The sequence below is a fragment of the Pantanalinema sp. genome, from assembly GCA_036704125.1.
GTDB lineage: Bacteria > Cyanobacteriota > Sericytochromatia > S15B-MN24 > UBA4093 > JAGIBK01.
This window is the reverse complement of sequence record DATNQI010000079.1, coordinates 30,539-51,194: the sequence shown is the minus strand read 5'-3', so window position 1 is coordinate 51,194 and position 20,656 is coordinate 30,539. Positions and strand designations below refer to the sequence as shown.

At 70.3% G+C, this 20,656-nt stretch carries 18 protein-coding genes and 2 tRNA genes; 13 read left to right on the top strand and 7 right to left on the bottom strand.

Annotated elements, in window-relative coordinates; translation table 11 throughout:
- Both V6D00_12780 and V6D00_12775 read right to left on the bottom strand, forming a co-directional pair.
- Positions 1-545, bottom strand: a 545-nt coding sequence (locus tag V6D00_12780; GenBank protein HEY9900048.1) for a carboxypeptidase regulatory-like domain-containing protein, incomplete at its 3' end; no start/stop codon positions are given.
- The gene (locus V6D00_12775; protein ID HEY9900047.1) at positions 517-2,013 is read right to left on the bottom strand and encodes an S-layer homology domain-containing protein; all 1,497 of its coding nucleotides are present in this window, start codon (positions 2,011-2,013) and stop codon (positions 517-519) included. The genes V6D00_12780 and V6D00_12775, both read right to left, overlap by 29 nt.
- A 334-nt stretch (positions 2,014-2,347) precedes the next feature.
- Between V6D00_12775 and V6D00_12770 the strand changes: the two genes are divergently transcribed.
- The 6 genes from V6D00_12770 to V6D00_12745 all read left to right on the top strand — a co-directional run bounded on the left by V6D00_12770 (position 2,348) and on the right by V6D00_12745 (position 7,963).
- Entirely contained in the window at positions 2,348-2,563 is a 216-nt protein-coding gene (locus V6D00_12770; GenBank protein ID HEY9900046.1) for a hypothetical protein, read from the top strand.
- A gap of 79 nt (positions 2,564-2,642) precedes the next feature.
- Positions 2,643-3,746, top strand: coding sequence for a DUF1385 domain-containing protein (locus V6D00_12765; GenBank protein HEY9900045.1), 1,104 nt, complete (start codon positions 2,643-2,645; stop codon positions 3,744-3,746).
- 37 nt (positions 3,747-3,783) lie between these two features.
- Positions 3,784-4,881 (top strand): RIP metalloprotease RseP, encoded by a 1,098-nt coding sequence (rseP, locus tag V6D00_12760; protein ID HEY9900044.1) that lies wholly within the window; start codon positions 3,784-3,786, stop codon positions 4,879-4,881.
- A 51-nt stretch (positions 4,882-4,932) separates the two neighbouring features.
- Complete coding sequence (hemL, locus tag V6D00_12755) at positions 4,933-6,219, top strand: glutamate-1-semialdehyde 2,1-aminomutase (protein ID HEY9900043.1); 1,287 nt, start codon at positions 4,933-4,935, stop codon at positions 6,217-6,219.
- Positions 6,220-6,230: 11 nt separating this feature from the next.
- On the top strand, positions 6,231-6,851 hold the full coding sequence (locus V6D00_12750) for a M23 family metallopeptidase (GenBank protein ID HEY9900042.1): 621 nt from the start codon (positions 6,231-6,233) through the stop codon (positions 6,849-6,851).
- A 134-nt stretch (positions 6,852-6,985) separates the two neighbouring features.
- The gene (locus V6D00_12745) at positions 6,986-7,963 is read left to right on the top strand and encodes a hypothetical protein (GenBank protein ID HEY9900041.1); all 978 of its coding nucleotides are present in this window, start codon (positions 6,986-6,988) and stop codon (positions 7,961-7,963) included.
- Positions 7,964-8,034: 71 nt separating this feature from the next.
- On the opposite strand, the gene V6D00_12740 is transcribed toward V6D00_12745, so the two are convergent.
- Together V6D00_12740 and V6D00_12735 are read right to left on the bottom strand one after the other, a co-directional pair.
- Positions 8,035-9,441, bottom strand: coding sequence for a phosphatidylserine/phosphatidylglycerophosphate/cardiolipin synthase family protein (locus V6D00_12740; GenBank protein ID HEY9900040.1), 1,407 nt, complete (start codon positions 9,439-9,441; stop codon positions 8,035-8,037).
- A gap of 63 nt (positions 9,442-9,504) precedes the next feature.
- Positions 9,505-10,131, bottom strand: coding sequence for a type II secretion system protein (locus tag V6D00_12735; GenBank protein ID HEY9900039.1), 627 nt, complete (start codon positions 10,129-10,131; stop codon positions 9,505-9,507).
- Positions 10,132-10,262: 131 nt separating this feature from the next.
- On the opposite strand from V6D00_12735, the gene V6D00_12730 reads away from it, so the two are divergent.
- The 6 genes from V6D00_12730 to V6D00_12705 all read left to right on the top strand — a co-directional run bounded on the left by V6D00_12730 (position 10,263) and on the right by V6D00_12705 (position 15,354).
- Positions 10,263-10,736 carry a hypothetical protein gene (locus tag V6D00_12730; protein HEY9900038.1) on the top strand — a complete coding sequence of 158 codons (474 nt, stop codon included), beginning with the start codon at positions 10,263-10,265 and terminating at the stop codon, positions 10,734-10,736.
- A 100-nt stretch (positions 10,737-10,836) separates the two neighbouring features.
- Complete coding sequence (locus V6D00_12725; GenBank protein ID HEY9900037.1) at positions 10,837-11,529, top strand: hypothetical protein; 693 nt, start codon at positions 10,837-10,839, stop codon at positions 11,527-11,529.
- Positions 11,530-11,641: 112 nt separating this feature from the next.
- Positions 11,642-12,526 carry a L,D-transpeptidase family protein gene (locus tag V6D00_12720; protein HEY9900036.1) on the top strand — a complete coding sequence of 295 codons (885 nt, stop codon included), beginning with the start codon at positions 11,642-11,644 and terminating at the stop codon, positions 12,524-12,526.
- 113 nt (positions 12,527-12,639) lie between these two features.
- Positions 12,640-12,713: transfer RNA gene (locus tag V6D00_12715), tRNA-Asp, on the top strand.
- Positions 12,714-12,861: 148 nt separating this feature from the next.
- Positions 12,862-15,210 (top strand): hypothetical protein, encoded by a 2,349-nt coding sequence (locus V6D00_12710; GenBank protein HEY9900035.1) that lies wholly within the window; start codon positions 12,862-12,864, stop codon positions 15,208-15,210.
- Positions 15,211-15,280: 70 nt separating this feature from the next.
- A tRNA-Met gene (locus tag V6D00_12705) sits at positions 15,281-15,354 on the top strand.
- 105 nt (positions 15,355-15,459) lie between these two features.
- On the opposite strand, the gene V6D00_12700 is transcribed toward V6D00_12705, so the two are convergent.
- Positions 15,460-15,960 (bottom strand): cytochrome c, encoded by a 501-nt coding sequence (locus V6D00_12700; protein ID HEY9900034.1) that lies wholly within the window; start codon positions 15,958-15,960, stop codon positions 15,460-15,462.
- A gap of 97 nt (positions 15,961-16,057) precedes the next feature.
- Entirely contained in the window at positions 16,058-18,862 is a 2,805-nt protein-coding gene (gene ppc, locus V6D00_12695) for a phosphoenolpyruvate carboxylase (protein ID HEY9900033.1), read from the bottom strand.
- A 73-nt stretch (positions 18,863-18,935) separates the two neighbouring features.
- Here ppc and V6D00_12690 point away from each other — a divergent pair, with 73 nt between their 5' ends.
- A complete protein-coding gene (locus V6D00_12690) occupies positions 18,936-19,250 on the top strand; it encodes a hypothetical protein (protein HEY9900032.1) in 315 nt (104 codons plus the stop codon).
- On the opposite strand, the gene radA is transcribed toward V6D00_12690, so the two are convergent.
- The gene (radA, locus tag V6D00_12685; GenBank protein HEY9900031.1) at positions 19,247-20,653 is read right to left on the bottom strand and encodes a DNA repair protein RadA; all 1,407 of its coding nucleotides are present in this window, start codon (positions 20,651-20,653) and stop codon (positions 19,247-19,249) included. The genes V6D00_12690 and radA overlap by 4 nt on opposite strands.
- Between the last annotated feature and the right edge of the window lie 3 nt (positions 20,654-20,656).

Here is a 20,656-nt window from a genome sequence, read left to right as displayed (position 1 = left end):
GGCTTGGTGCCCGTGACGCCGCCGCTCACGTCGTAGATCTTGACCCGGTAGCTCGCGCCGTTGCGGTGGGTGGACCAGTGGAACGGCAGGGGCATGGCCGCGGAGTAGGTGTTGGACTTGCCGGACTCGGGATAGATGAGGCCGTTGTACGAGACGTCGAAGGCCGCCAGGCGCGCGCCGGCCATGCCGAGCCGGACGCCGTTGCTGGCCCAGGTGCCGACCTCTTTGGGGCCGATGGTGGTGCCTCCCACCGTCACGAGGCTCGGCTTCACGTCGAAGCGGACCCGGTACTCGCCGCCCTTGAGGTTCTCGAAGCGGTACTGGCCGCTCGCGTCGCTGACGGCGGTGCCGTTCGCGGTCACGTCCGTCCAGACGGTGCCGTTACCCGACTGGAGGGTGACGGTGACGCCCGGGGCGGGGCGGCCGTCGAAGCGCACCTCGCCCACGATCGTTCCCGCGGGGACCCCGCTGAGGAGGTCGCACCCCGCGAGGATCAGGGTGCCCAGTCCCAGCGCGCTAGAAATCCGTCGAGGTCGTGATCGCATAGCCGAACCCATCGTAGTCGCCGGCCAGGAGGTTGGATTGCATGTTCATCTCGAAGGTGAACGCGGGCAGGAGGGGGTTGGGGATGCCGAACTGGAGGGTCCAGCCGGCCTTGGTGCCTCGCACCGAGCCGGGGCCGGTGCTGCCGCTCTTGGTCGAGAGGGTCTGGGGCTCCTTGGCGCCGAAGAGGATCGAGGGCCGCCAGCCTTGCGAGGGAAGGAAGATGTAGCCCGTCGGGGTGAGCTCCTGGACGGTGCCGTCGAGATCGGTGTCGTAGGTGAAGCCCGCGCAGATCTCGGAGTCCCAGAAGGAGGAGATGATGCCGTTGACCCCCATTCTGGGTTGAAACTTGGTGCCGACCATCTTGAGGCCACCCTGGAGGCTCAATCCCAGCTTGTCGCTCCCCAGGTTGAGGGCCAGGGCTCCGTTGTAGTTCGGATCCGTCGCAAAAGTGACGTCGCCGACGGAGTTGTGCTCCATGTCGCCGATGAGGCGGATGTCGCCGAAGTTGCCGAGGTCGTAGGAGAGGCCCGCGAAGAGGAACCTGGTGTTGATCACGCCTCCGACCCCCAGCGAGCCGAACTTGCTCTTGGCGCCGACGCCGATCTCGCTGCTGTCTCCGGTGTTCGTCAGGTTTCCGCTCGGCGCTCTGAGCCCCGAGCCGATGATGCCGTCGTTGTAGTGGTGGGCGAAGCCGCCGAGCCCGATCATGGCGCCGGGGGCGAACTGGCCCACCCGAAAGCTGGAGATGCCGAGCTTCGGGTGCTTGGTGGTGATCGCGACGTTGCCGTTGAGCTCGATGGCGCCTTCGGGCTTGCCCTGATCCGATTTATCGCCGCGGGTGAACAGGGGGACGCCGCCGCTGGATTTCGCCGCGTTGCCGCCGCCGATCGAGGCCTTGTAGCTGGTGGTCTCGTCGATATCGCCGCCGAAGGCCGCCTCGAAGCTGGTGACGGCGTAGGGCTTGAGGCGGTCCTGGGGATCGTCCTGGATCGTGACGCCCACGTTGCCCGACACCTTGCCGCTGCCGCCGGCGTTGTTCTTCAGGTCCCGGACGGCGCCCTCGAGGGCGGTGGTCTTCTGCTCGACCGCGACCAGGCGCTTGTGGAGATCGAGCAGCTCGACCCGGAACTCGTCCTTGAGGCGCTCGACCAGCTTGGTGTCGCTCGGCGTCGCGGGGATGCCGCGGCCCTCGAGGCTGTCGAAGCGGTTCATCACCGCTCCGAGCACCGCGGCCAGTTCGTAGCGGCTGACGGCCTTCTGGCCCCGGAAGGTCATGTCGGGGTAGCCGCCCATGACCCGGTACTTGTCGACCAGCGACTGGATGGCGCCGTAGGCCCAGTGGTTGGGAGCCAGGTCGATGAGCTGGGCGGCCTTGACGGGCGCTTGCGCCCAGGCGGCCGAAGGCGCGAGCACGGCAGCGCCCGCCGCGGCGAGCGCGATCCAGTGGCCCAGGTACCTCGATCTCAATGAACTGCCTCCTAATCGGTCTTCGCGGGGGTGGCCCCAGGCTAATGCCCGGGCGCGATCGCGGTCTGTGACGCATGCCGCCAGTCGACGAGCGCGCCGGGGGCGCGCCGGGAAGCGAGGAGGCATGGGATCTTCGGCATTATTCCGCGCAACGCCCCGGTTATAACAGCAGGCTGAGGATCGCCCGCCATGGGCCAGCTTGCACGAAAACCCCCGCCCGCTTTCGGCGAATGCTCCCTACCCCCGTCAGGGGTCGGTTGTTACGCTTGGGGCGTCTAATCCCTCGAACGACGCCGCGCGCGGCGGCCGAATCTGGCTAGAGGAGCAGCTCGTCATGGAAGAGGACCTGATCTGGCTCGAACCCGACCTCGACACCATCGACGCCCCCGAAGACCACGAGTGGAGCCAGGAGTGCGAGCACTTCGTCAACGGCGAGTGCCTCCAGTACGGGGCGCCGTGCCCGGCCATGGGCAACGTGGCGAGCATCCACTGCCTGTTCGACGACGCCCAGGTCGTCGCGGGCGACCCCGAGTTCCTGGAGGCGTCCTAGGCAAGCCCCGGGCCAGGAGGTATCATGGCCCGGCCTCCCTTGCCCCCTAGCGCCTGCGGCTGTTCTCCTGGAGTGCGACTTGCTCGACGTTTCCACCGACGTGCGCCTGGGCGATCTGGCGCAGCGCGGGCCCACCCTGCATCCCGACGACCACCTGAGCAAGGCGCAGCACCTGCTGCGCCAGTCCCCCGGCCATGCGCTGCCGGTGGTCTCGGGCGATCGCCTGGTGGGCGTGGTCGCCGAGGTCGACCTGCTCAAGGCCCTGCGCCTGGGCCTCTCGGGGCCTGCACTCGAGTCCTTCCCGGTGCGCGCGGCCATGACCCCCGACGTGGTCACCGGCCAGGCCTCGGCGTCGATCGCGAGCGCCTGGGAGACCATGGCCACCGGCCGCCTCAAGACCCTGCCCGTGGTGGACGAGCAAGGAGACTTCACGGGCGTGGTCTTTCGCAATGACCTCTTGGCCGCCCTGCGGCGCGACCTGCGGCCGTCGCTGATCGGCGGGCTCGCCACGCCGCTCGGGGTCTACCTCACCACCGGCGACCACCGGGCCGGGGCGGGGGACTGGGGCCTGTTCCTGACGGGGGTGGTCATGGCCCTGTGCCACTTGGTCGTCCTCAACACCGTCGAGAGCCTGGCCATGACCCTTTCCGAGGTGCCGCCCCCCTGGGCGATCGCCCTGGTCGAGTTCGTCGCCTACCTCGCCCTCTTGCGCCTGACGCCCCTGACGGGCTTCCACGCCGCCGAGCACCAGGTGGTGCACGCCATCGAGCGCGGCGAGGCGCTCAACCCCGAGGTGCTCGCGCGCCAGCCGCGCGAGCACCCGCGCTGCGGCACCAACGTGATCGCCCTGGTCTTCGGGGCCCAGCTCCTCTGGCCGCTGGCCTCGCGGCCGGTGCTCGCGGCCCTCTCGGCTCTTTTGCTCTTCGCGGTGTGGCGCAGGCTGGGCTGGGCCTTCCAGCACCTCTTCACGACCAAGCCCCCCACCGAGCGCCAGGTCCTCTCGGCGATCGCGGCGGGCCGGTCGCTGCTCTCGGCCTACGGCCAGCGCCCCGCTTACCGGGCCTCGCGCCTGAAGCGCCTCTGGGCGAGCGGTTTCGTCCAGATGGTCGCGGGCTTCCTCGCCGTGATGGCCGTGGTACAATGGCTCAATTTGAAATTTCCCCAACTCGGCGTGCTCGCTTGATTTCAGGCGTGCCCGTGAAGAGTAACAAGGAGTCACGATGACCGATCTGCAGCGGTATCTCTTGGTGGCGGTGATCATCGCCTTCCTGATCCTCTTCCACGAGGCGGGCCACTTCTTCTGCGCCAAGGCCCTGCGCATCCCGGTCAAGGAGTTCGCCCTCGGCTTCGGTCCCAAGATCCTGGGCTGGCGCTGGAACGAGACCGACGTTCGCCTCAACGTGCTGCCCTTCGGCGGCTACTGCGCCTTTCTCGACGACGACCCGTCCGGGGAGTACGCCGACGACGACCGGCGCCTCCTGCGCAACCGGCCGGTCTGGCAGCGCTTCATCGTCGTCAGCGGCGGGGTCGCGGCCAACTACGCCACGGCCTTCCTCGTCCTGCTCTTCGCGGCGCTGACCGTCGGCTTCGTCCAGTTCAAGCTGGGCGACCTCCAGATCACCCAGGTCATGCCCGGCCAGGCGGCCGAGCAGGCCGGCTTCAAGGCCGGTGACCGGGTGCTGTCGGTGGACGGCACGGCGATCGCCGCTCCCGATTCCTTCATCAAGGAGATCGGCGCGCGCGCCGGCAAGGCGACGACCGTGGTGATCAAGCGCGGCGCCGAGCAGCTCTCGCTCGCCGTGACCCCCAGCGATCGCGGCAAGATCGGCGTGGGCATCCAGCCCAGCTCCGTCTCGCGCGAGTACCAGCGCCCCGCCAATCCCGTGCTGGCCGCCGCCCAGCAGCAGGGCGCCATGACCTTCCAGACCGTCGACGGCTTCGTGAAGCTCGCCACCGGCAAGATGAGCCCCAACGACCTGGGCGGGGTGATCGAGATCGGGCGCGCCGGCGCCTTCGTCGCCAAGAACGACCTGCGCGACATGCTCGCCTTCACGGCCCTCATCTCCATCGGCCTCGCGGTCATGAACGTCCTGCCCCTGCCGGCGCTCGACGGCGGGCACATGGTCTTCCTGCTCCTGGAGGCCATCCGGCGCAAGCCCGTGCCCCGGCGCATCGAGGAGCCCATCCAGCAGGGCGGCATGGTGCTCCTGATGGGCCTGATGATGCTGATGCTCATCAAGGACGTGGTCAAGCCTATCAAGTACCCCGAGCTTCCCGCGCCGAGCGCCTCCCCGAGCGCGCCGGCCCCCCACAAGTAAGTCCGAGCCCCCTCACCGTTGAAAGGATCCCGCCCCGTGACGCAAGCGACCATGAACACGACCCGCTCCCAGGCCCTGTGGGCCGAGGCCCAGGACCTGATGCCCGGCGGGGTCAACTCGCCGGTGCGCGCCTTCCGCTCGGTGGGCGGCGACCCGGTCTTCATCGACCGGGCCGAGGGCCCCTTCATGTGGGACGTGGACGGCAACCGCTACGTGGACTACATCGGCTCCTGGGGCCCGATGATCCTGGGTCACGGCCACCCGGCGGTCAAGGAGGCGCTGCACGCGGCCCTCGAGCGCGGCACCACCTACGGCGCGCCATCGCCGGGCGAGGTGACGCTCGCCAAGCTCATCTGCGAGGCCCTGCCCTCGATCGAGATGGTGCGCCTCGTCAACTCGGGCACCGAGGCGACCATGAGCGCCCTGCGCCTGGCCCGGGCCTTCACCAAGCGCGAGAAGATCGTCAAGTTCGTCGGCTGCTACCACGGCCACGCCGACATGCTCCTGGTGCAGGCCGGCTCGGGGGTCGCCACCCTGGGCCTCCCCGACAGCCCCGGCGTCACCCCCGGCACCGTCGCCAACACCCTCACCGTGCCCTACAACGACGAGGCTGCGCTCGACGCCCTGTTCGCGGCCAACCCCGACTCGATCGCGGCCGTCATCATCGAGCCGGTGGTCGGCAACGCGGGGACCCTTTCGCCCGAGCCCGGCTTCCTGGCGCACCTTCGCGCGCTGACCGAGCACCACGGCGCCCTGCTCATCTTCGACGAGGTCATGACCGGCTTCAGGGTCGCCTACGGCGGCGCGCAGCAGCGCTTCGGGATCAAGCCCGACCTGACCTGCCTGGGCAAGATCATCGGCGGCGGCCTGCCGGTCGGCGCCTACGGCGGCCGCCGGGAGACCATGGAGATGGTCGCCCCCGCGGGCCCCATGTACCAGGCCGGCACCCTCTCGGGCAACCCCCTCGCCACCGCGGCGGGGATCGCGACCCTCACCCAGCTCAAGGCCCCCGGGGCCTACGAGCGCCTCGAGGCCTCGGCCGCGAAGCTCGCGGACGGCCTGCTCGCGGCGGCCGCCGAGGCGGGCGTGCCGGTCCAGCTCAACCGGGTCGGGGCCATGTTCACCCTGTTCTTCACCGATTCCCCCGTCAAGGACTGGGAGACCGCCAAGCGCTGCGACACGGCGCGCTTCGGGCGCTACTTCCGCGCGATGCTCGCCGAGGGGATCTACCTGGCCCCCAGCCAGTTCGAGGCGGCCTTCGTGTCCATGGCCCACACCGACGCCGAGATCGCCTTCACGATCGAGGCGGCGAAGCGGGCCTTCAGGGCGATCGGCTAGGGAGGCTGCGCGTGGCGGGGAAGGTCCTCCCTTGGCTCGTCGTGATGGCCTTGCTCGCCGGGTGCGATGACGGGCCGACCGTGCCGCAGATCAATCCCCTGCCCGGAGCCCGGCTGACCTCGGACTTCGGGCAGCGCGCCAGGGACCCGGTGACGGGCAAGGCCCTCGTCGACGGCCACCACGACGGCTACGACCTGGCGGCCCCCATGGGGTCGCCGATCCGGGCCGCCAAGGCCGGGAAGGTGACCTTCGCCGGAGTGCGCGGCGGCTACGGCAACGCCGTGATCCTCGCGCACCCCGGAGGCTGGACGACCGTGTACGGCCACGCGAGCCGCCTGGCCGTGAAGGTCGGCCAGGCGATCGACGCCGGGCAGGTCATCGCCTACGTGGGCAGCACCGGTCACTCCACCGGCCCTCACCTTCACTACGAGCTCAGGCGCGACGGCCTGGCCGTCGATCCCAAGCTTGCCGTCGCCGCCGCCCTCCAGCCGGCTGTGCGCCCGGCCAAGGCCGCCGCGAAGCAGGCGCCTGCCTCCAAGGGTAAGCTCGCCCTTCGCACCAAGCCGATGGTCAAGAAAGCAACCCCGACTCGCGCCAGGGTCGCGCGGGCGATCGCCAGGCGTCGATCCTGAACGCGCACGCCTGCCGATCCGGCGGGGCCATGTCGTCCGGCGCGCAAGATCGTTAAGCCTCCCGCCGATAAAGGTATAGAACCCTCGGTCCCGGCGGCGTGCGCCGCCTTTTCGGGACGGCGGGGGGAGGTAGTATGAACGTCAACCGCACGTCGGCGGTGCAGCGCCCCCTGCGCGCCCCTCGAGTCGCATCCGCTCCCCAGCTCGCCGAGGACGCCGTCAGCACGGTCGGCCGGCTCATGGGCACTCGCGCCCGCAAGCACCTGTCCGCCGGAGCCTTGATCAAGGACGCCGCGGTGGGCGGCGTCGCGAACGTTCCTTTCGACGGTCTCTTCTCGAGCCAGGCTTACCGGCGCGGGGAGCTGAAGGCCAACGAGTACGTGGCCCGCCTCGTGTCGAGCTCCGTCGGCGGCGTCGTGTGGACGGCGGGCGGCGCCCTCGCCGGAGTCATGCTCGCGCCGCTGGGCCTGCCCGCCCTCGCGGTGGGGATCGCCGGCTTCGCGCTCGGCATGACGGCGCAGGGCCTCTTCGATCGCTTCATGGGGTACCCCATGGCCAAGAAGCTGGCCGAGCTGATCCCTGAGAAGGGCGTTCAGCCGATCGCCGACGCCTTCACCAAGTACGTCGCCAATCCGCTGAACGACTACGTCTGGCGCCCGGTGGTCGACACGGTCAAGGAGAACAAGGTGCTCGCGGCCGGTGTCGCCGGGGCGCTCGCGCTCAAGTTCCCGGGGGCTGCCAGGGCCATCGGCAAGGAAGCCCTCACCATGGGAGGCGGCATGGCCGCCGGGCTCGCCCTGGAGCTCGGCGTGATCACCCCGGCCCTGGGCGAGGCGCACGATCCCTTCGAGCGCCCCGAGCAGCAAGAGGCTGACGTCGATCCGCAGTGGCTCTCGCGCTACCAGGCCCTGCTCGACAAGGCCTCGTCCATGGGGGCCACCCCCGAGGAGGCCCGCCAGGCTGCGCAAGCCTATCTCGTCCGGACCCTCGAGAGCAACGGGGCCCCGCAGGAAGAGGCGATGGCCCTGGTGGCCGCGATGGATCGGGCCACGCAGGCTCGGCCTGCGAGCGAGGGCAAGTCCTTCCCGCCCGGCATGTTGATGGCGCGCTGATCCGCTCGAAGAATCGGCCCGCCCCTCGCGTGAGGGGCGGGCCGATTCTCTTGTCCGGTGAGAAGGGTGGCCTACAGCAGGAAGTCGAAGGCCTCGAGCACCTTGCGCTTGACCTTGGTCGTGAAGGGCGCGCCATCGATCGCCTCGAGCGAGGCGGGGCGGGCGCTCTCCCAGTCGGGCAGGGCCACCTTCTCCTTGAAGGCCGCGAGGGTCTTGGGGTCCGAGATCATGGTCACCAGCTCGTGGTTGGAGGCGTAGGTCCGCGCGTCCCCGTTGGCCGAGCCGACCGAGAGCAGCTCGCCGTCGATCATCATGCCCTTGAAGTGGCTGAAGCGCTGGACTTCCTTTCCGTCGATCTTGCCGCCGTCGAAGAAGCGCACGTCGATGCCCTCCTTCATCATCTGCTGGGCGTTCTCCTGGTTGAGCATGGTGTAGATGGCGCCCTCCCCGCCCGCCTCCCGGTGGCCGGGGAGGAGGACCTTGACCTTGAGCTCGGGCACCGCCTGGTCGATGGCCATGCGATCGTACTTATTCTGCGCGGCCCCCAGCAGCTCGGCGCGCTTGGCGGTGTTGGCGCGCTTGGCCGCGATCAGCTCCTGCACCAGCCCGTCGTCCGAGAAGTACGGGTAGATCGCCATGATCTCCTTCTGGGCGCCCTTGATCGCCTTGAAGTGGGCGTCGGCGATGTCGCGGGTGCCCGCGTGGGGATCGGTCACGAAGGACTGGACCCTGGCGCTGCCCTCGACCGGCGCCGGCTTGGGAAGGTCGGAAGGGGCCTTGCCGCCCACGCGCTCCCAGTTCTCGAAGAACTCGCGGTGGACGCGGTCGGTCTCGTCGCCCTTGACGGTGTAGAGCAGGTCGTGCCAGGAGGTCTCGACCTTGTCGCCGTTCTTGAAGGTCGGCTTGAGGTACTCGTTGCCGATGTTGCGGCCGCCGGTGATGAAGGAGTCGTTGTCGGCGATGTAGAGCTTGCGGTGGGTGATGGGGATGCCGACCGGATCCAGCGAGACCTTGTGGCGGTTGAACACGCGGACGTCGACGCCGTACTTGCGCATCTTGTCCATGAGCTTCGCGTCGCCGGCGCCGCCGGTGCCCTGGCTCAGGCCGAGCCCGTCGATGAGGACCTTGGCGTCGAACGTCTCGCCCTTCATCCGCGCGAGGCGCACCTTGGCCCCGAGGCGGCGGGCGATGTCGTTGCCGGCCTCGTCGTTGTGCCAGATGAAGGTCTCGATGTGGAAGGACTTCTTGGCGTTCTTGATCGAGTCCATGAGCGCCTGGTGCGCCTCGTCGGCGCCGACGTGCAGCGTCACCTGGTTGCGCAGGGTGGGGCTCGACAGGACCAGCTGATCGATCGACTTGGCGGCCTTCTGCAGGGCGGCCTTGCCCTGCTTCTCGATCACCGGTGTGCCGAGCTCGGCGAGCTTTCGCTTGACCTGCGAGCTGACGCGCTGCCCTTTCACGAGGTTGTTGGCGAGCATGGGAAGATCCTCCGGAACGCTTGCTTGTCCGAGGATCTTATACCCAGCCGAGCCAGGAATCGACTAGTTCGTGATCTTGCCGCGGATCGGGCCGCCCGGGCTCTGGGCGTCGGGATCCAGGGCGTGGGCCTTGCCGGTCACATCGTACCAGCGCTCGCCCTTGGGGCCCACGTAGGCGATGCCGTAGCCCTGCACCCGGATGGTGCCCGAGGCGCCGTCGGCTTCGCTGGCGAGGCTGAAGTCGTCGAGCCAGAAGGGGCCGTTCTGCGGATGGCGGAAGTAGTACAGCCGGCCGCGGTCGGCCACGGTGACCGAGGGGCTCGCCACCTTCTCGCCGTCGCCGATGACGATGGGGCTGCCGCTGTTGTCGAGAGTGGTCACGTCGCTCACGCCCGCCACCGGCTCGCCTTCCACCGCGCCGCCCCAGGGGTTCTTGCTGGCGTCGTCCGGGCGCCGGGCCTTCCAGAGGTTGTCGAGCTCCAGGACGGTGGGGTAGTTGCTGCTGCGGGCCGCGTGCTCCTCGGCCAGGGAGCCGAGGGCGAGGGCGCGGCTCTTGGCCTCGCTGTTGCCGGCGCTGGTCTTCACCTGGTTGTAGAGGGTGATGGCACCGCCCAGGACGATGACCCCGATGACGATGGCGAGGGATACCTCGATCAGGGTGAAGCCGCCGGAGCGCGCGTGGTGTGGCATGGTGGTTCCTTGGGGGTGGGAAGTGTCGCTCTTCCTCTTATACCCAGGATCTTGCCTCGCTCGGTCGATCTGCGCAAGCGCAAGCGGGTTTGCTAAGATGGCTGGGTCGCCCGCTGCACGGAGGTTGCCCGATGCGCCCTTTCCGCCCCGCCCTGCTGCTCCTGACCCTCTGCGTGATGGCATGCCAGACCGAGATCTACCCCGAGGCGCCGACCCTCGCCGCGCGCCCCACCCCCAACGCCTCGCCGGTCGTCGAGCCGGGGGGAGCGGACCAGACCGCCGGCACCGAGGGCGGGCGCTACCTCGAGTTCGTCGCCGCCACCAACAAGAGCAGCGTCTTCTACGCCTTCTACCCGCTCGACGAGGCGCAGGCGACCGTGCCGAGCGCCACCCGGATGACGGGGACCGTCCGCATCGCCGAGGGCTCGGGAGCCGGGAAGACCCTGACCCTGAGGACCAAGCCCGTCCCCGACCCGGAGCCCTTCCTCTACGCGTTCCCCGATCCGCAGCCGAAGGTGGGCAGCACCTACGCGATCCACGTCGAGATCACCGCGGGGGGGCACGCCTACGTCGCCGACTACACCTACGTCCACCGGGCGAAGTAGCGTTTTTGCGCGCGGGGTCGTGCAAAACGCCAAGCAGCGATCCACCCTCCGGCGTGCATGATGGCCGCGGAAGCGCGGATCCAGGACGGAGGTGGACCCCATGACCACGCATCGCGGGCGCTGGGCACTCTTCACGGGCCTTCTGCTGGCCAGCCCGGGCCTCACGTCTCCCGCCCAGGCCCAGGCCCCCACCGGCGAGGCCGCGCTCTCGGGCTATCAGCCGACAGGAGCCATCGGGACCTTCGCCTGGTACGCCAACGGGAGCTACTTCGCGGGCCCGAGCACCCTCTCGGCCAACGCCTTCATGCCGGGGATCGCCGTGAGCCTGGCCCTGACCCCCTCCTTCTCGGTCGGGGCCTGGGGGATGACCGGCCCCTTCGGGGGGGCGCTCGGCGGCGTGGTCGGTCCCTTCACCAACGCCGACCTGGAGGGCAAGTTCAGGCTGGCCCAGGGCCCGGCGGGCGCCCTGACCGGCGACGCGGGGATCGCCGTGCGTTCGATCGGGGTGGGCGATCTGTCCTCGCCGCGCCTGGTGGGGGTCTCGCCCAAGCTCGGGGCCATCTTCGACATGCGCCTGGCGGGCCCGGTCTTCATGCAGGTGCGGGGCGACTGGGCGCCCTTCATGTTCCTGGATGGGGCCCGGACCGACCTGTTCGACTACAAGCTGGGCTTCGGCTGGAGGCTCTTCCAGGGCCTCGGGGTGGACGTGGGGCTGAGGGGCCAGACGGCGATCGCGCCCACCAACACCCTCAGCCTCAACGGCCCCTACCTGGGCTTCGGCTACGTCTTCTAGGACGACGTTAAATCGAAGTTCAGCTTGATTGAAGCTTGAGGATCTGCCGCAAGGCCATGGCCTCCCGCTGGGATAACCCTCCTGTGATCGGTTTCTGAACGGGAGGCTCCTGATGCGCACCGGCTTGATCTCTTCGCTGTTCGGTTCGGCTCCGGCCCAGCGCCGCGGCGACGCGGTCACCAGGATCCTGGCGGGTGGCGGCGACACCGCCCCGGCGGGTCTTGCGGGCGATCGCCTCTCCCTGTCGCCTTCGCTGAAGAACGCGCGCTTTTCCGACTCTCCCGAGCTGCGCGCGGCCATGGCGGGCCAGCCCCTTCGCCTGGGTGCCAAGGGCGAGGGGATGAAGGCCGTCCAGACCGCCCTTCTCGACCTGGGCTTCGGCCTGCCGGCGGGCGCCGACGGCGCCTTCGGCGCGCAGACCGCCACCGCCCTCAGGAATTTCCAGGCGAGCCAGGGTCTTCCCCGGACCGGGGAGCTGGACGCCGGGACCATGCGCAGCCTCGACGAGGTTTCCCCCGCCCCCGGCCTCAAGGCATGGGAGGACCCGAACCTCTCCGCCAAGGCGTTCGTCGCCCCCGAGACGGTGAAGGGCAAGCCCAGCCGCGGGGTGGCCGCGATCGATCAGCACCGCTTCTTCCTCTACGACAAGCAGGGCAAGCTGGAGAAGATCTACCCCATCGCCAGCGGCAAGGGCGAGAACGCGACCGACCTGGGGATCAAGGTCGTGAGCGGCAAGCTCGCCGACCCCAGCAAGGTCGCCAAGGAGCTGTGGCCCGAGTCCGGCGGCCGCGCCTTCGGCACCCGCCTGGTGGATCTGTCCTGGTACGATCCCGCGACGGGCAAGGCCACGCGCAGCGGCGAGGAGCTGCACGGCACCTTCGACCGCAACTCCATCGGCAAGGACGCCTCTCACGGCTGCATGCGCTTCTTCAACGAGGACATCGAGGAGGTCTACGGCCGCCTGAAGGTCGGAGACGTCGTGGTGACCAGGGCCTGAAGCCGCGCGCCCGGCCTCGGGGCCACGTGATGCCCGGTCTAAAGCAATGTAAAGAATGAGGAAAGGGGTGTTGACTTTGCCCCGGCGATCGCAGTAGTATAAAGAGGTTCCGAGGGGTTGTAGTTCAGTTGGTTAGAATGCCGCCCTGTCAAGGCGGAGGTCGCGGGTTCGAGCCCCGTCAACCCCGCTCCTTGGAATCCAAGCCCGGCGCCGCAAGGCGTCGGGCTTCTTGCTGTTCGCCTCCCGCGCAAGGGAGCGCCCGGCCCCGGCGATGGTATCATGCGGCAAACGCCGACTTTCGCTCTTCTTCGTGGACGCCGCTCGAGGTTCGCTGCATGGATCGCCAATCGCCCGGCGCTAATGCCCCCCCCAACCGCGATCGCTTCCAGCGCAGCGGCCGGGGGCCCGTCTTCGCCGCTCGCCCGGCGCCCTTCGAGGCGCCGGCCTCGGCCGCCCTGCCCGACGAGCACGAGGCGCGGCTGGCGCTCGCGAGCCACCCGCTGACCACCAGCGCCCAGCTCGCGGCGCTGGCGCGCGACGCGCGCCCCGAGGTCCGCGCCATGCTCGCCAGGCGTCACGACGTGCCGCCCGAGGCGCTGCTCCTGCTCGCCTCGGATCCGGACGTGGGCCTGCGCGTCTCGATCGCATGCCGGCGCGACCTGCCGAGCTCGGTCGTCTCGCGCCTGGCCCGGGACGAGGCCCCCGAGGTCCTGCTCTCGCTGGCCGACAACCCGACCGTCCCCGAGCCGGTCCTCTGGGCCATCGCCGATTCGAGCGCCTGCGACGCCGAGGCGGCCTCGCTGCTCCTGGCGCATCCGCGCTGCAAGGGCCCTCTGGTCGAGCGTTTCGCCCGCTCTGCCGATGCCTGGGTGCGCCGCCTGGCGGCACATCATCCCCTGCTCTCGGCCCACGCGCTGCGCCTCTTGGCCCACGACGCGGATCCGGCCGTGCGCGAGGCGGCTTACCTGAACCCCAGGGCGGACGCCCAGGTGCTCTCGGCCTTCGCCAGCGACCCGGACCCGCGCCTGCGAGAGCGCCTCGCCCTCGATCGCCGCTCGGGCGAGGCGGTGCTCGCCCTCTTGGTGCACGACGAGGAGGTGGCGGTGCGCCTCGCGGTGCTGCGATCCGACAAGCTGACCGGGGCGCTGGTGCTGGCGCTTGCAGCCGACCATGACCCGCGCGTCCAGGAGGGGGTCGCGACCCATCCGCTCTCGGGTCCCGCGGCCCTCACGGCCCTCGCCAGGAGCCCCTTGCCGGAGGTGCGTCGCGCGGTGCTCGCGCATCCCAAGGCCAGCGCGGCGGTGCTCGAGATCCTCGCGCGCGATCCCGACCCCGGCGTGCGCGCGCGGGCGGCCCAGCACCCCTTGCTCGGCGCCTCGGCGCGCGAGGCCCTCGCCGACGACCCCGACGACGCGGTGGCCCGCGCGGTCGCCCTGGCCCCCCACCTGTCGCCCGGCGCCCTGGAACGGCTTTCCCGGCGCAGCGATCCGGCGGTGCGCGCGGCGGTGGCGCGCCACCCGGCAACGCCCGGGCGCTGCCTGGAGGCGCTCGCCCATCACGCCGAGCCCGAGCTTTGCGCGGCCGTGCTCGGGCACCCTCACGCCACCCCCGCCGCGGTGGCCGCGGTCCTCTCGCAGGGCCTTCTTTCGCCCGAGGCGCTGCAGGAGATCGCCCAGCTGCCCACCACCTCCCTGGCCGCGCTCGCCTTCTTGGCCCGCGACGCAGAGGACTCGCTGCTGCGCTACCACGTGGGCATGCACCCCCACACCGCCAGCGAGACCCTCGCGGTGCTCGCGCTCGACTGGGTGAGCGAGGTCCGCACCGCCGTCGCCTTCCACCCCGGCGTGACCTCCGAGATCCTGGGGCGCCTCGCCTCGGACGAGAGCGTCAGGGTGCGCTACGGCGTCGCGGCCCACCCGCGCGCGCCCGAGGAGGCCCTGGTGCTGCTCGCGGACGACCCCGAGCGCGACGTTCGGTGGGCGGCCCTGCACAACCCCCGGATGACCCCCGCCCTCCTGGAGGCGATCGCAGCCGACCCCGAGCTGAGCGACGGCGCGAAGTGGGATCTGCTCGCCGTCCACGCCGCAGGGCCCGGCATGCTGCTGGCGCTCCTGGCCGGAGCGGAGATCGAATTGAAACAGGCGATCCTGCGCCACCCGGCCGCCGACGCCACGGTCCAGCTCGCCCTCGCCTCGGCGGGCGAGGTCCGCGTGCGGGCCGGCCTGCTCGAGCTCGCGGGCCTCACGAGCTCGGCCCTCGAGGCCCTCGCCCGGGATCCCGACGCGCGGATCCGCGCCCGCGCGGCCATGCGCGGCGACCTGAGCGAGGCCGGCGCCTGCGCCCTGGCGCAGGATCCCTCCTCGGACGTCAAGCGCGTCCTCCTGGAGAACCCCCACCTGTCCTCCAAGGCCCTCCTCCTCTTGCTGGACGACCCGCGGGTGGAGGTGCGGTACGGGGCGATCACCCACCCGCGGGCCTCGGTGCAGGTGGCCGAGCGGGCGGCGCGGGACGAGAGCTGGGCGGTGCGCGAGGCCGCCGCGCGCAGCGGCCGCCTCGGACGCCGCCTGCTCGCGGAGCTCTCGCAGGACCCGAGCAGCTGGGTGCGCGCGGCGGCCAGGGGAGGCCGGGGCGGGTTGCTCGCCCCCCTGCGCCGGGCCCAGCTCGCCCAAGAACTTTCGCGGTAGCGAACTTTCGCGGTAGCAAACTTTTGCGCCAGCTAGTTTACTCCTGGCCCAAAGCTTGCTATATTGGATTTGCGGGGTAGAGCAGTCCGGTAGCTCGTCGGGCTCATAACCCGAAGGTCGTAGGTTCAAATCCTGCCCCCGCAACTCAAGTGCCGGCCCCCACTGGGGGCCGGCACTTTTTTTCGCTCCGGCGCGCCGAAAAAGCCTCCCCCTGAAAGGAGGAGGCGGAGGCAAAAGCCGATGACGGGGTTAGCGCAGGGCCTTGACCTGGTCGGGGGTGACGGCGCCGCCCTTGTTGCCCCAGCTGGTGCGCTCGAAGGTGACGACCGCGGCGATCTCCTCGTCGCTCAGCTGAGCGAGAGGAGGCATGGCGCCGTTGTAATCCACGCCCTTGACCTTGATGGGGCCCGACTTGCCCTTGAGCACCACGTTGATGTGGGCGGTGGGGTCGCCGTTGGGGATCTCGCCGCCCGCGATGGGCGGGAAGACGCCGGCCATGCCCTCGCCGTTGGCCTGGTGGCACGAGGCGCAGTTGGTGGCGTAGACCTGCTCGCCCTTCTTCGCGAGGGCGGCCTCGTCCACCGCACCGCCCTGGGTGGTGGGACTGGCCTGTTGGGCTTCGGGGGCGGGGCTCTCGACGGCGGGGCTGGCGCCCGTGCCGGTTTCGGCCTTCTTCTCCTCGCTGGGCTGGCAGCCGGCGAGCGAGAGCGAGAGGGCGAGGCCGAGCAGGATGACGGTGGGTTTTATCAAAGGGGATCCTCCTATCCAAGTGGGAACATGCTCGGAAGCATACCTCGCCTGAAAGCGACTTGTCGATCGCCTCTAGGCCAAAGCCGCTTGCGCTCGCTCAGCCCGTGTTGCGAAGCCCCGCGGCGATCCCGATGATGGTGAGGGCGAGCGCGCGATCGAGGGCCTCGTCCCCGCCCTGCTTTTCGCGCTTGCGGCGCAAGAGGTCCACCTGCAGGTGGTTGAGCGGGTCCACGTACGGGTTGCGCAGCCGGATGGAGCGCGCGAGCATCGGCTGGCGCGCGAGGAGCGCCGGCTGCTCCGAGATGGCGAGCACGGCTTCGCGGGTCCTTGCGTACTCCGCCTCGATCCGCCGGAAGAGCGCCGAGCCCTCGTCGCCCGCGAGCCCCGCGTAGAGCCGGGCGATCGTCATGTCGGCCTTGGTGAGGCTGACCTCCAGGTTGTCGATGAGCGTCCGGAAGAAGGGCCACCCCCGGTACCAGCCGCGCAACACGTCGAGACCGTCCGGCTCGCGCCCGAGGAAGCCTTCGAGGGCCGTGCCGGCCGCGTACCAGCCGGGCAAGAGGCACCGGCTCTGGATCCACGAGAAGACCCAGGGGATCGCGCGCAGCGACTCGATTCCCCCCTCTCGCCGGCGCGAGGGCCGCGAGCCGATCTTGAGGGATTCGATCTCGGCGATGGGGGTGACGCAGCGGAAGAAGCCCGCAAAGGCCGGATCGTCGAAGACCAGGGCCCGGTAAGCCTCGTAGGCCTCCTGCGAGATGCGCGAAAAGCGCGCGGCATTCTCCTCCATCCTTTCCGGTCCGGGCGTCCGGCCTCCCTGGGAAGCGAGGGTGGCCATCATGGTGGCGCTCACCATCTGCTCGAGGTTGCGGTCTGCGAGCGCGGCCTGGGCGTACTTCCAGGCGAGGACCTCGCCCTGCTCGGTGATCTTGAGGTCGCCCCGCACGCTGCCCGGCGGCTGGGCGAGGATGGCGCGGTGGGTCGGCCCGCCGCCGCGGCTGATGGAGCCGCCGCGGCCGTGGAAGAGGCGCAGCCGCACCCCCTCGGCCTCGGCGAGCTCGGTGAGGGCCTGCTGGGCCCGGTACACCTCCCAGGTGGCGCTCAGGAAGCCGCCATCCTTGTTGCTGTCCGAGTAGCCGAGCATGATCTCCTGCACGTCGCCGCGCGCGCGAAGGGCGGCGCGGTAGGCGGGGTGAGCGAGCAGGGCGGTCATGACCCCGGGAGCGGCGCGCAGGTCGGGGATGGTCTCGAAGAGGGGCACCAGGTCCAGCGCGCACTCGGCCGTGCCGTCGGGCCGGCGCCGGTAGAGCCCCGCGTCCTGCATGAGGGCGAGGACCTCCAGCAGATCGCTCGGGGCCTCGCTCATGCTGACGATGTAGGCGTCGATGGCGTCCGGGCCGAACTCCCGGATGACCCGCTCGAGCATCCTCACGGTCGATCGCGTCTCGGCGGGGCCCGCCTCGAGCTTTGCCTCGCTCGGCAGCAGCGGGCGCGAGGTCGCAAAGACCTGGTCGAGGGCGGCCATGCGGCCCGCCTCGTCCCGCGCGGCGTAGTCCGGGGCGACCCCCGCCTCGCGCAGGATGACGTCGAGGGCCTCGGCGTGGTTGCGGGAATTCTGCCTGACGTCCAACGACGCGAGCTGGAAGCCGAAGGCCTCCACCTGGCGGCGCAGGGTCGCGAGCTCCTGGTCGGCGACGATGCCTGCTCCCTGCGCGCGCAAGGCGTGATCCAGCAGGCGCAGGTCCGAGGCGAAGGCCCCGGCGTCGCGGTAGCGCTCGGGGGCCTGCGGGGTGGGGACGGCCCCGAGCCGCTCGCGCATCAGGGCGAGCATCTGCCGGTAGGGCTCGTGCGGGTTGCGGGCGCGGACCAGGGCCAGGCGCTCGGGGAAGAGCAGGCCGAGGTTCTCGATGGCCTCGTACAGCTCGGGTAGCGCCCCCACCTCGCGATCGCTGAAGGAGTAGCGGGTCCACAGGGCGTCGAGCGCGTGCGCGTACAGGTCGAGGGCCTCGGCGCGCAGGCGTCCGAGGGTGCGCCAGGTGGTCTCGGCGGTGACGAAGGGGTTGCCGTCGCGATCGCCTCCGATCCACGTCCCCAGGCGCACCGGCGCGTTGACGCGGAAGCGCTCGCCGGGGTAGGCCTCGGCGAGGGCGACTTCCAGGTCGCGCTGCAGGCGGGGCAGGGCCTCGAAGAAGGTGGTGCGGATGTAGTAGAGGGCGTTGGTCAGCTCGTCGTCGACGGTGGGACGCGCCTCGCGGGTCTCGTCGGTCTGCCAGAGGGTGGTGAGCTCCGCGCGGATGGCGTCGTCCTGGCGCGTGCGCTCGGACGGGGTCAGCGCGCAGGCGTCGCGCGCGTAGAGCAGCTGGCCGATGCGGGTCCACTTGCTGAGCACGCTCTTGCGGTTGGGCTCGGTGGGGTGGGCGGTGACGACCAGGCCGAGGCGAAGGCGATCGAGGGCCTCTTGCAGCGCCGCGGGGGTGACGCCGGCCGCGTGCAGCCCGGAGAGGGTGTGGAGCAGCGAGCCCGGCTGGGGCGGGGCGCCAGGCACAAGCTGGCTCTCGCGCCGCCGGCGCACCCGGTGGTGCTGCTCGGCGGCGTTGACCAGCCCGAAGTAGATGGAGAAGGCGCGCACGACGCCGGTCGCCTCGCTCACGCTCAGCCCCGAGATCAGGTCGCAGATGGCGTCTTCGAGCCTGGCGGTCGGATCCTGCCTGAAGCCCTTGGAGAGGGCGCGCAGGCGCTCTTCGAGCGCGAAGAGGCTCTCGCCGCCCTGGTGCCTGAGGGTCTCGCCGAGCAGCTCGCCCAGCCAGCGGATGTCGTGGCGAAGGGGGGCGTCCTTGTCCGGGCCGTCCTGGGAAGACGGCAGGAAGATGGGGGCGTGGGGCTGGACGATGCGACGTTTCATGGCGGCCCTCCCGGTCTGTAACGAATTGTAGCAGAGATCCGGCAGCCAGGCGGGAGCGCGTATCATGGAGGACATGAAGCGCTCACTTTCTTCTCACCTCGTGGACTGGATCGTCCTGGAGCCCCTGCTCTTCGCCGCGCTCATGGCGCTGATCGCCGCTCGGGGCCCCGCCTCGTCGGTGGATCTGGCCGTGTTCGTCGTCGTGGGGACGGCAGGCACGTTCATGAACCTTCTCGGGCTTTGGCTCTTCGTCTACATCGCCCTCTGGCGCATGGCGATGCCCGGGGCCCTAAAGGCGCTGTGGGCGATCGCGCTGCTGGTGCTCGCCCCGGTCGCGATCCCCGCCTTCCACTGGCGGTACCTGCGGCGCGACTTCCGGGTTGCTTAGCCGCGGGCGCCTTCCGGGGCGAGGGTCGCCTTGACGATGGCGTCGTAGAGGCGGTTGACCCCCACGACCTCCAGCCCCTTGGGTAGCCGCAGGCTCTTGTCGTCCAGGCTGTGCGCGGGCACGATGGCCTTGGTGAAGCCGAGCTTCGCGGCCTCCTTGAGGCGGGCCTCGAGCCCGTTGACGCCCCGGATCTCGCCGTTGAGACCGACCTCGCCCATGGCGATCGCCTCGGGCGCCAGCGCCACGTCCCGCATGCTGCTGGCCACCGCGAGCGCCACGCCCAGATCGCCCGCGGGCTCCTCGATGGAGAGGCCCCCCACCACGTTCACGTAGACGTCGTACTTGGAGAGCGGAAGGCCGACGCGCTTCTCGAGCACCGCGAGGATCTGCACCATGCGGTTGTGCTCGATGCCGGTGCTGGCGCGGCGCGGGCTCGCAAGGGTGCTCGGGCTGACCAGCGCCTGGATCTCGACCAGGAGGGGCCGCGTGCCCTCCATGGTGGAGACGATGGCCGAGCCGGTGGTCTCCTTGGTGCGCTCGGCCAGGAAGACCGCCGAGGGGTTGGTGACCTCTTGAAGGCCCGCCTCCTGCATCTCGAAGAGGCCCACCTCGTTGGTCGAGCCGAAGCGGTTCTTGACGGCGCGCACCAGCCGGTAGCTCTTGAAGCGATCGCCCTCGAAGTAAAGCACCGTGTCCACCATGTGCTCCAGCACGCGGGGGCCGGCGAGGGTCCCCTCCTTGGTGACGTGGCCGACGATGCACAGGCTGATGCCCTGGTCCTTGGCGAGCCGCATCAGGGTACCGGTGGCGCCCCGGACCTGGGAGACCGAGCCCGGCGCCGAGTTGAGGTCGGGATCGTAGATGGCCTGGATCGAGTCGATGACGGCCCACTCGGGCTGGACCTCGGAAAGGGTCGCCGCGATGACCGACATGTCGGTCTCGGCGAGCACGTAGAGGTGGTCGTTCTCGGCGCCGAGGCGCCGGGCGCGCATGCGGATCTGGCGGGCCGACTCCTCGCCCGAGACGTAGAGCACCCGCCTGCCGATCCCGGCCAGGTGCTGGGCGACTTGCAAGAGCAAGGTCGATTTCCCGATCCCCGGATCGCCCCCTAGAAGGACCAGCGATCCCGGCACCACCCCGCCGCCGAGCACGCGATCGAGCTCGCCGAGGCCGCTGCTGAAGCGCTCCTCGTCGTGGATGGAGACGTCCCTCAGGCGCTGGGGGGCTCGCCCGATGGCCGGGGACTTGAAGGTGCCTGGCTTGGCGGCGCCGGTGGGCGCCGGGGCCGAGACGGCCTCCTCCACCAGGGAGTTCCACGCGTTGCACTCGGGGCACTTGCCCATCCAGCGGGGCTGCTCCGAGGCGCACTGCTGGCAGACGTACTTGGTTTTGAGCTTGGCCATGGG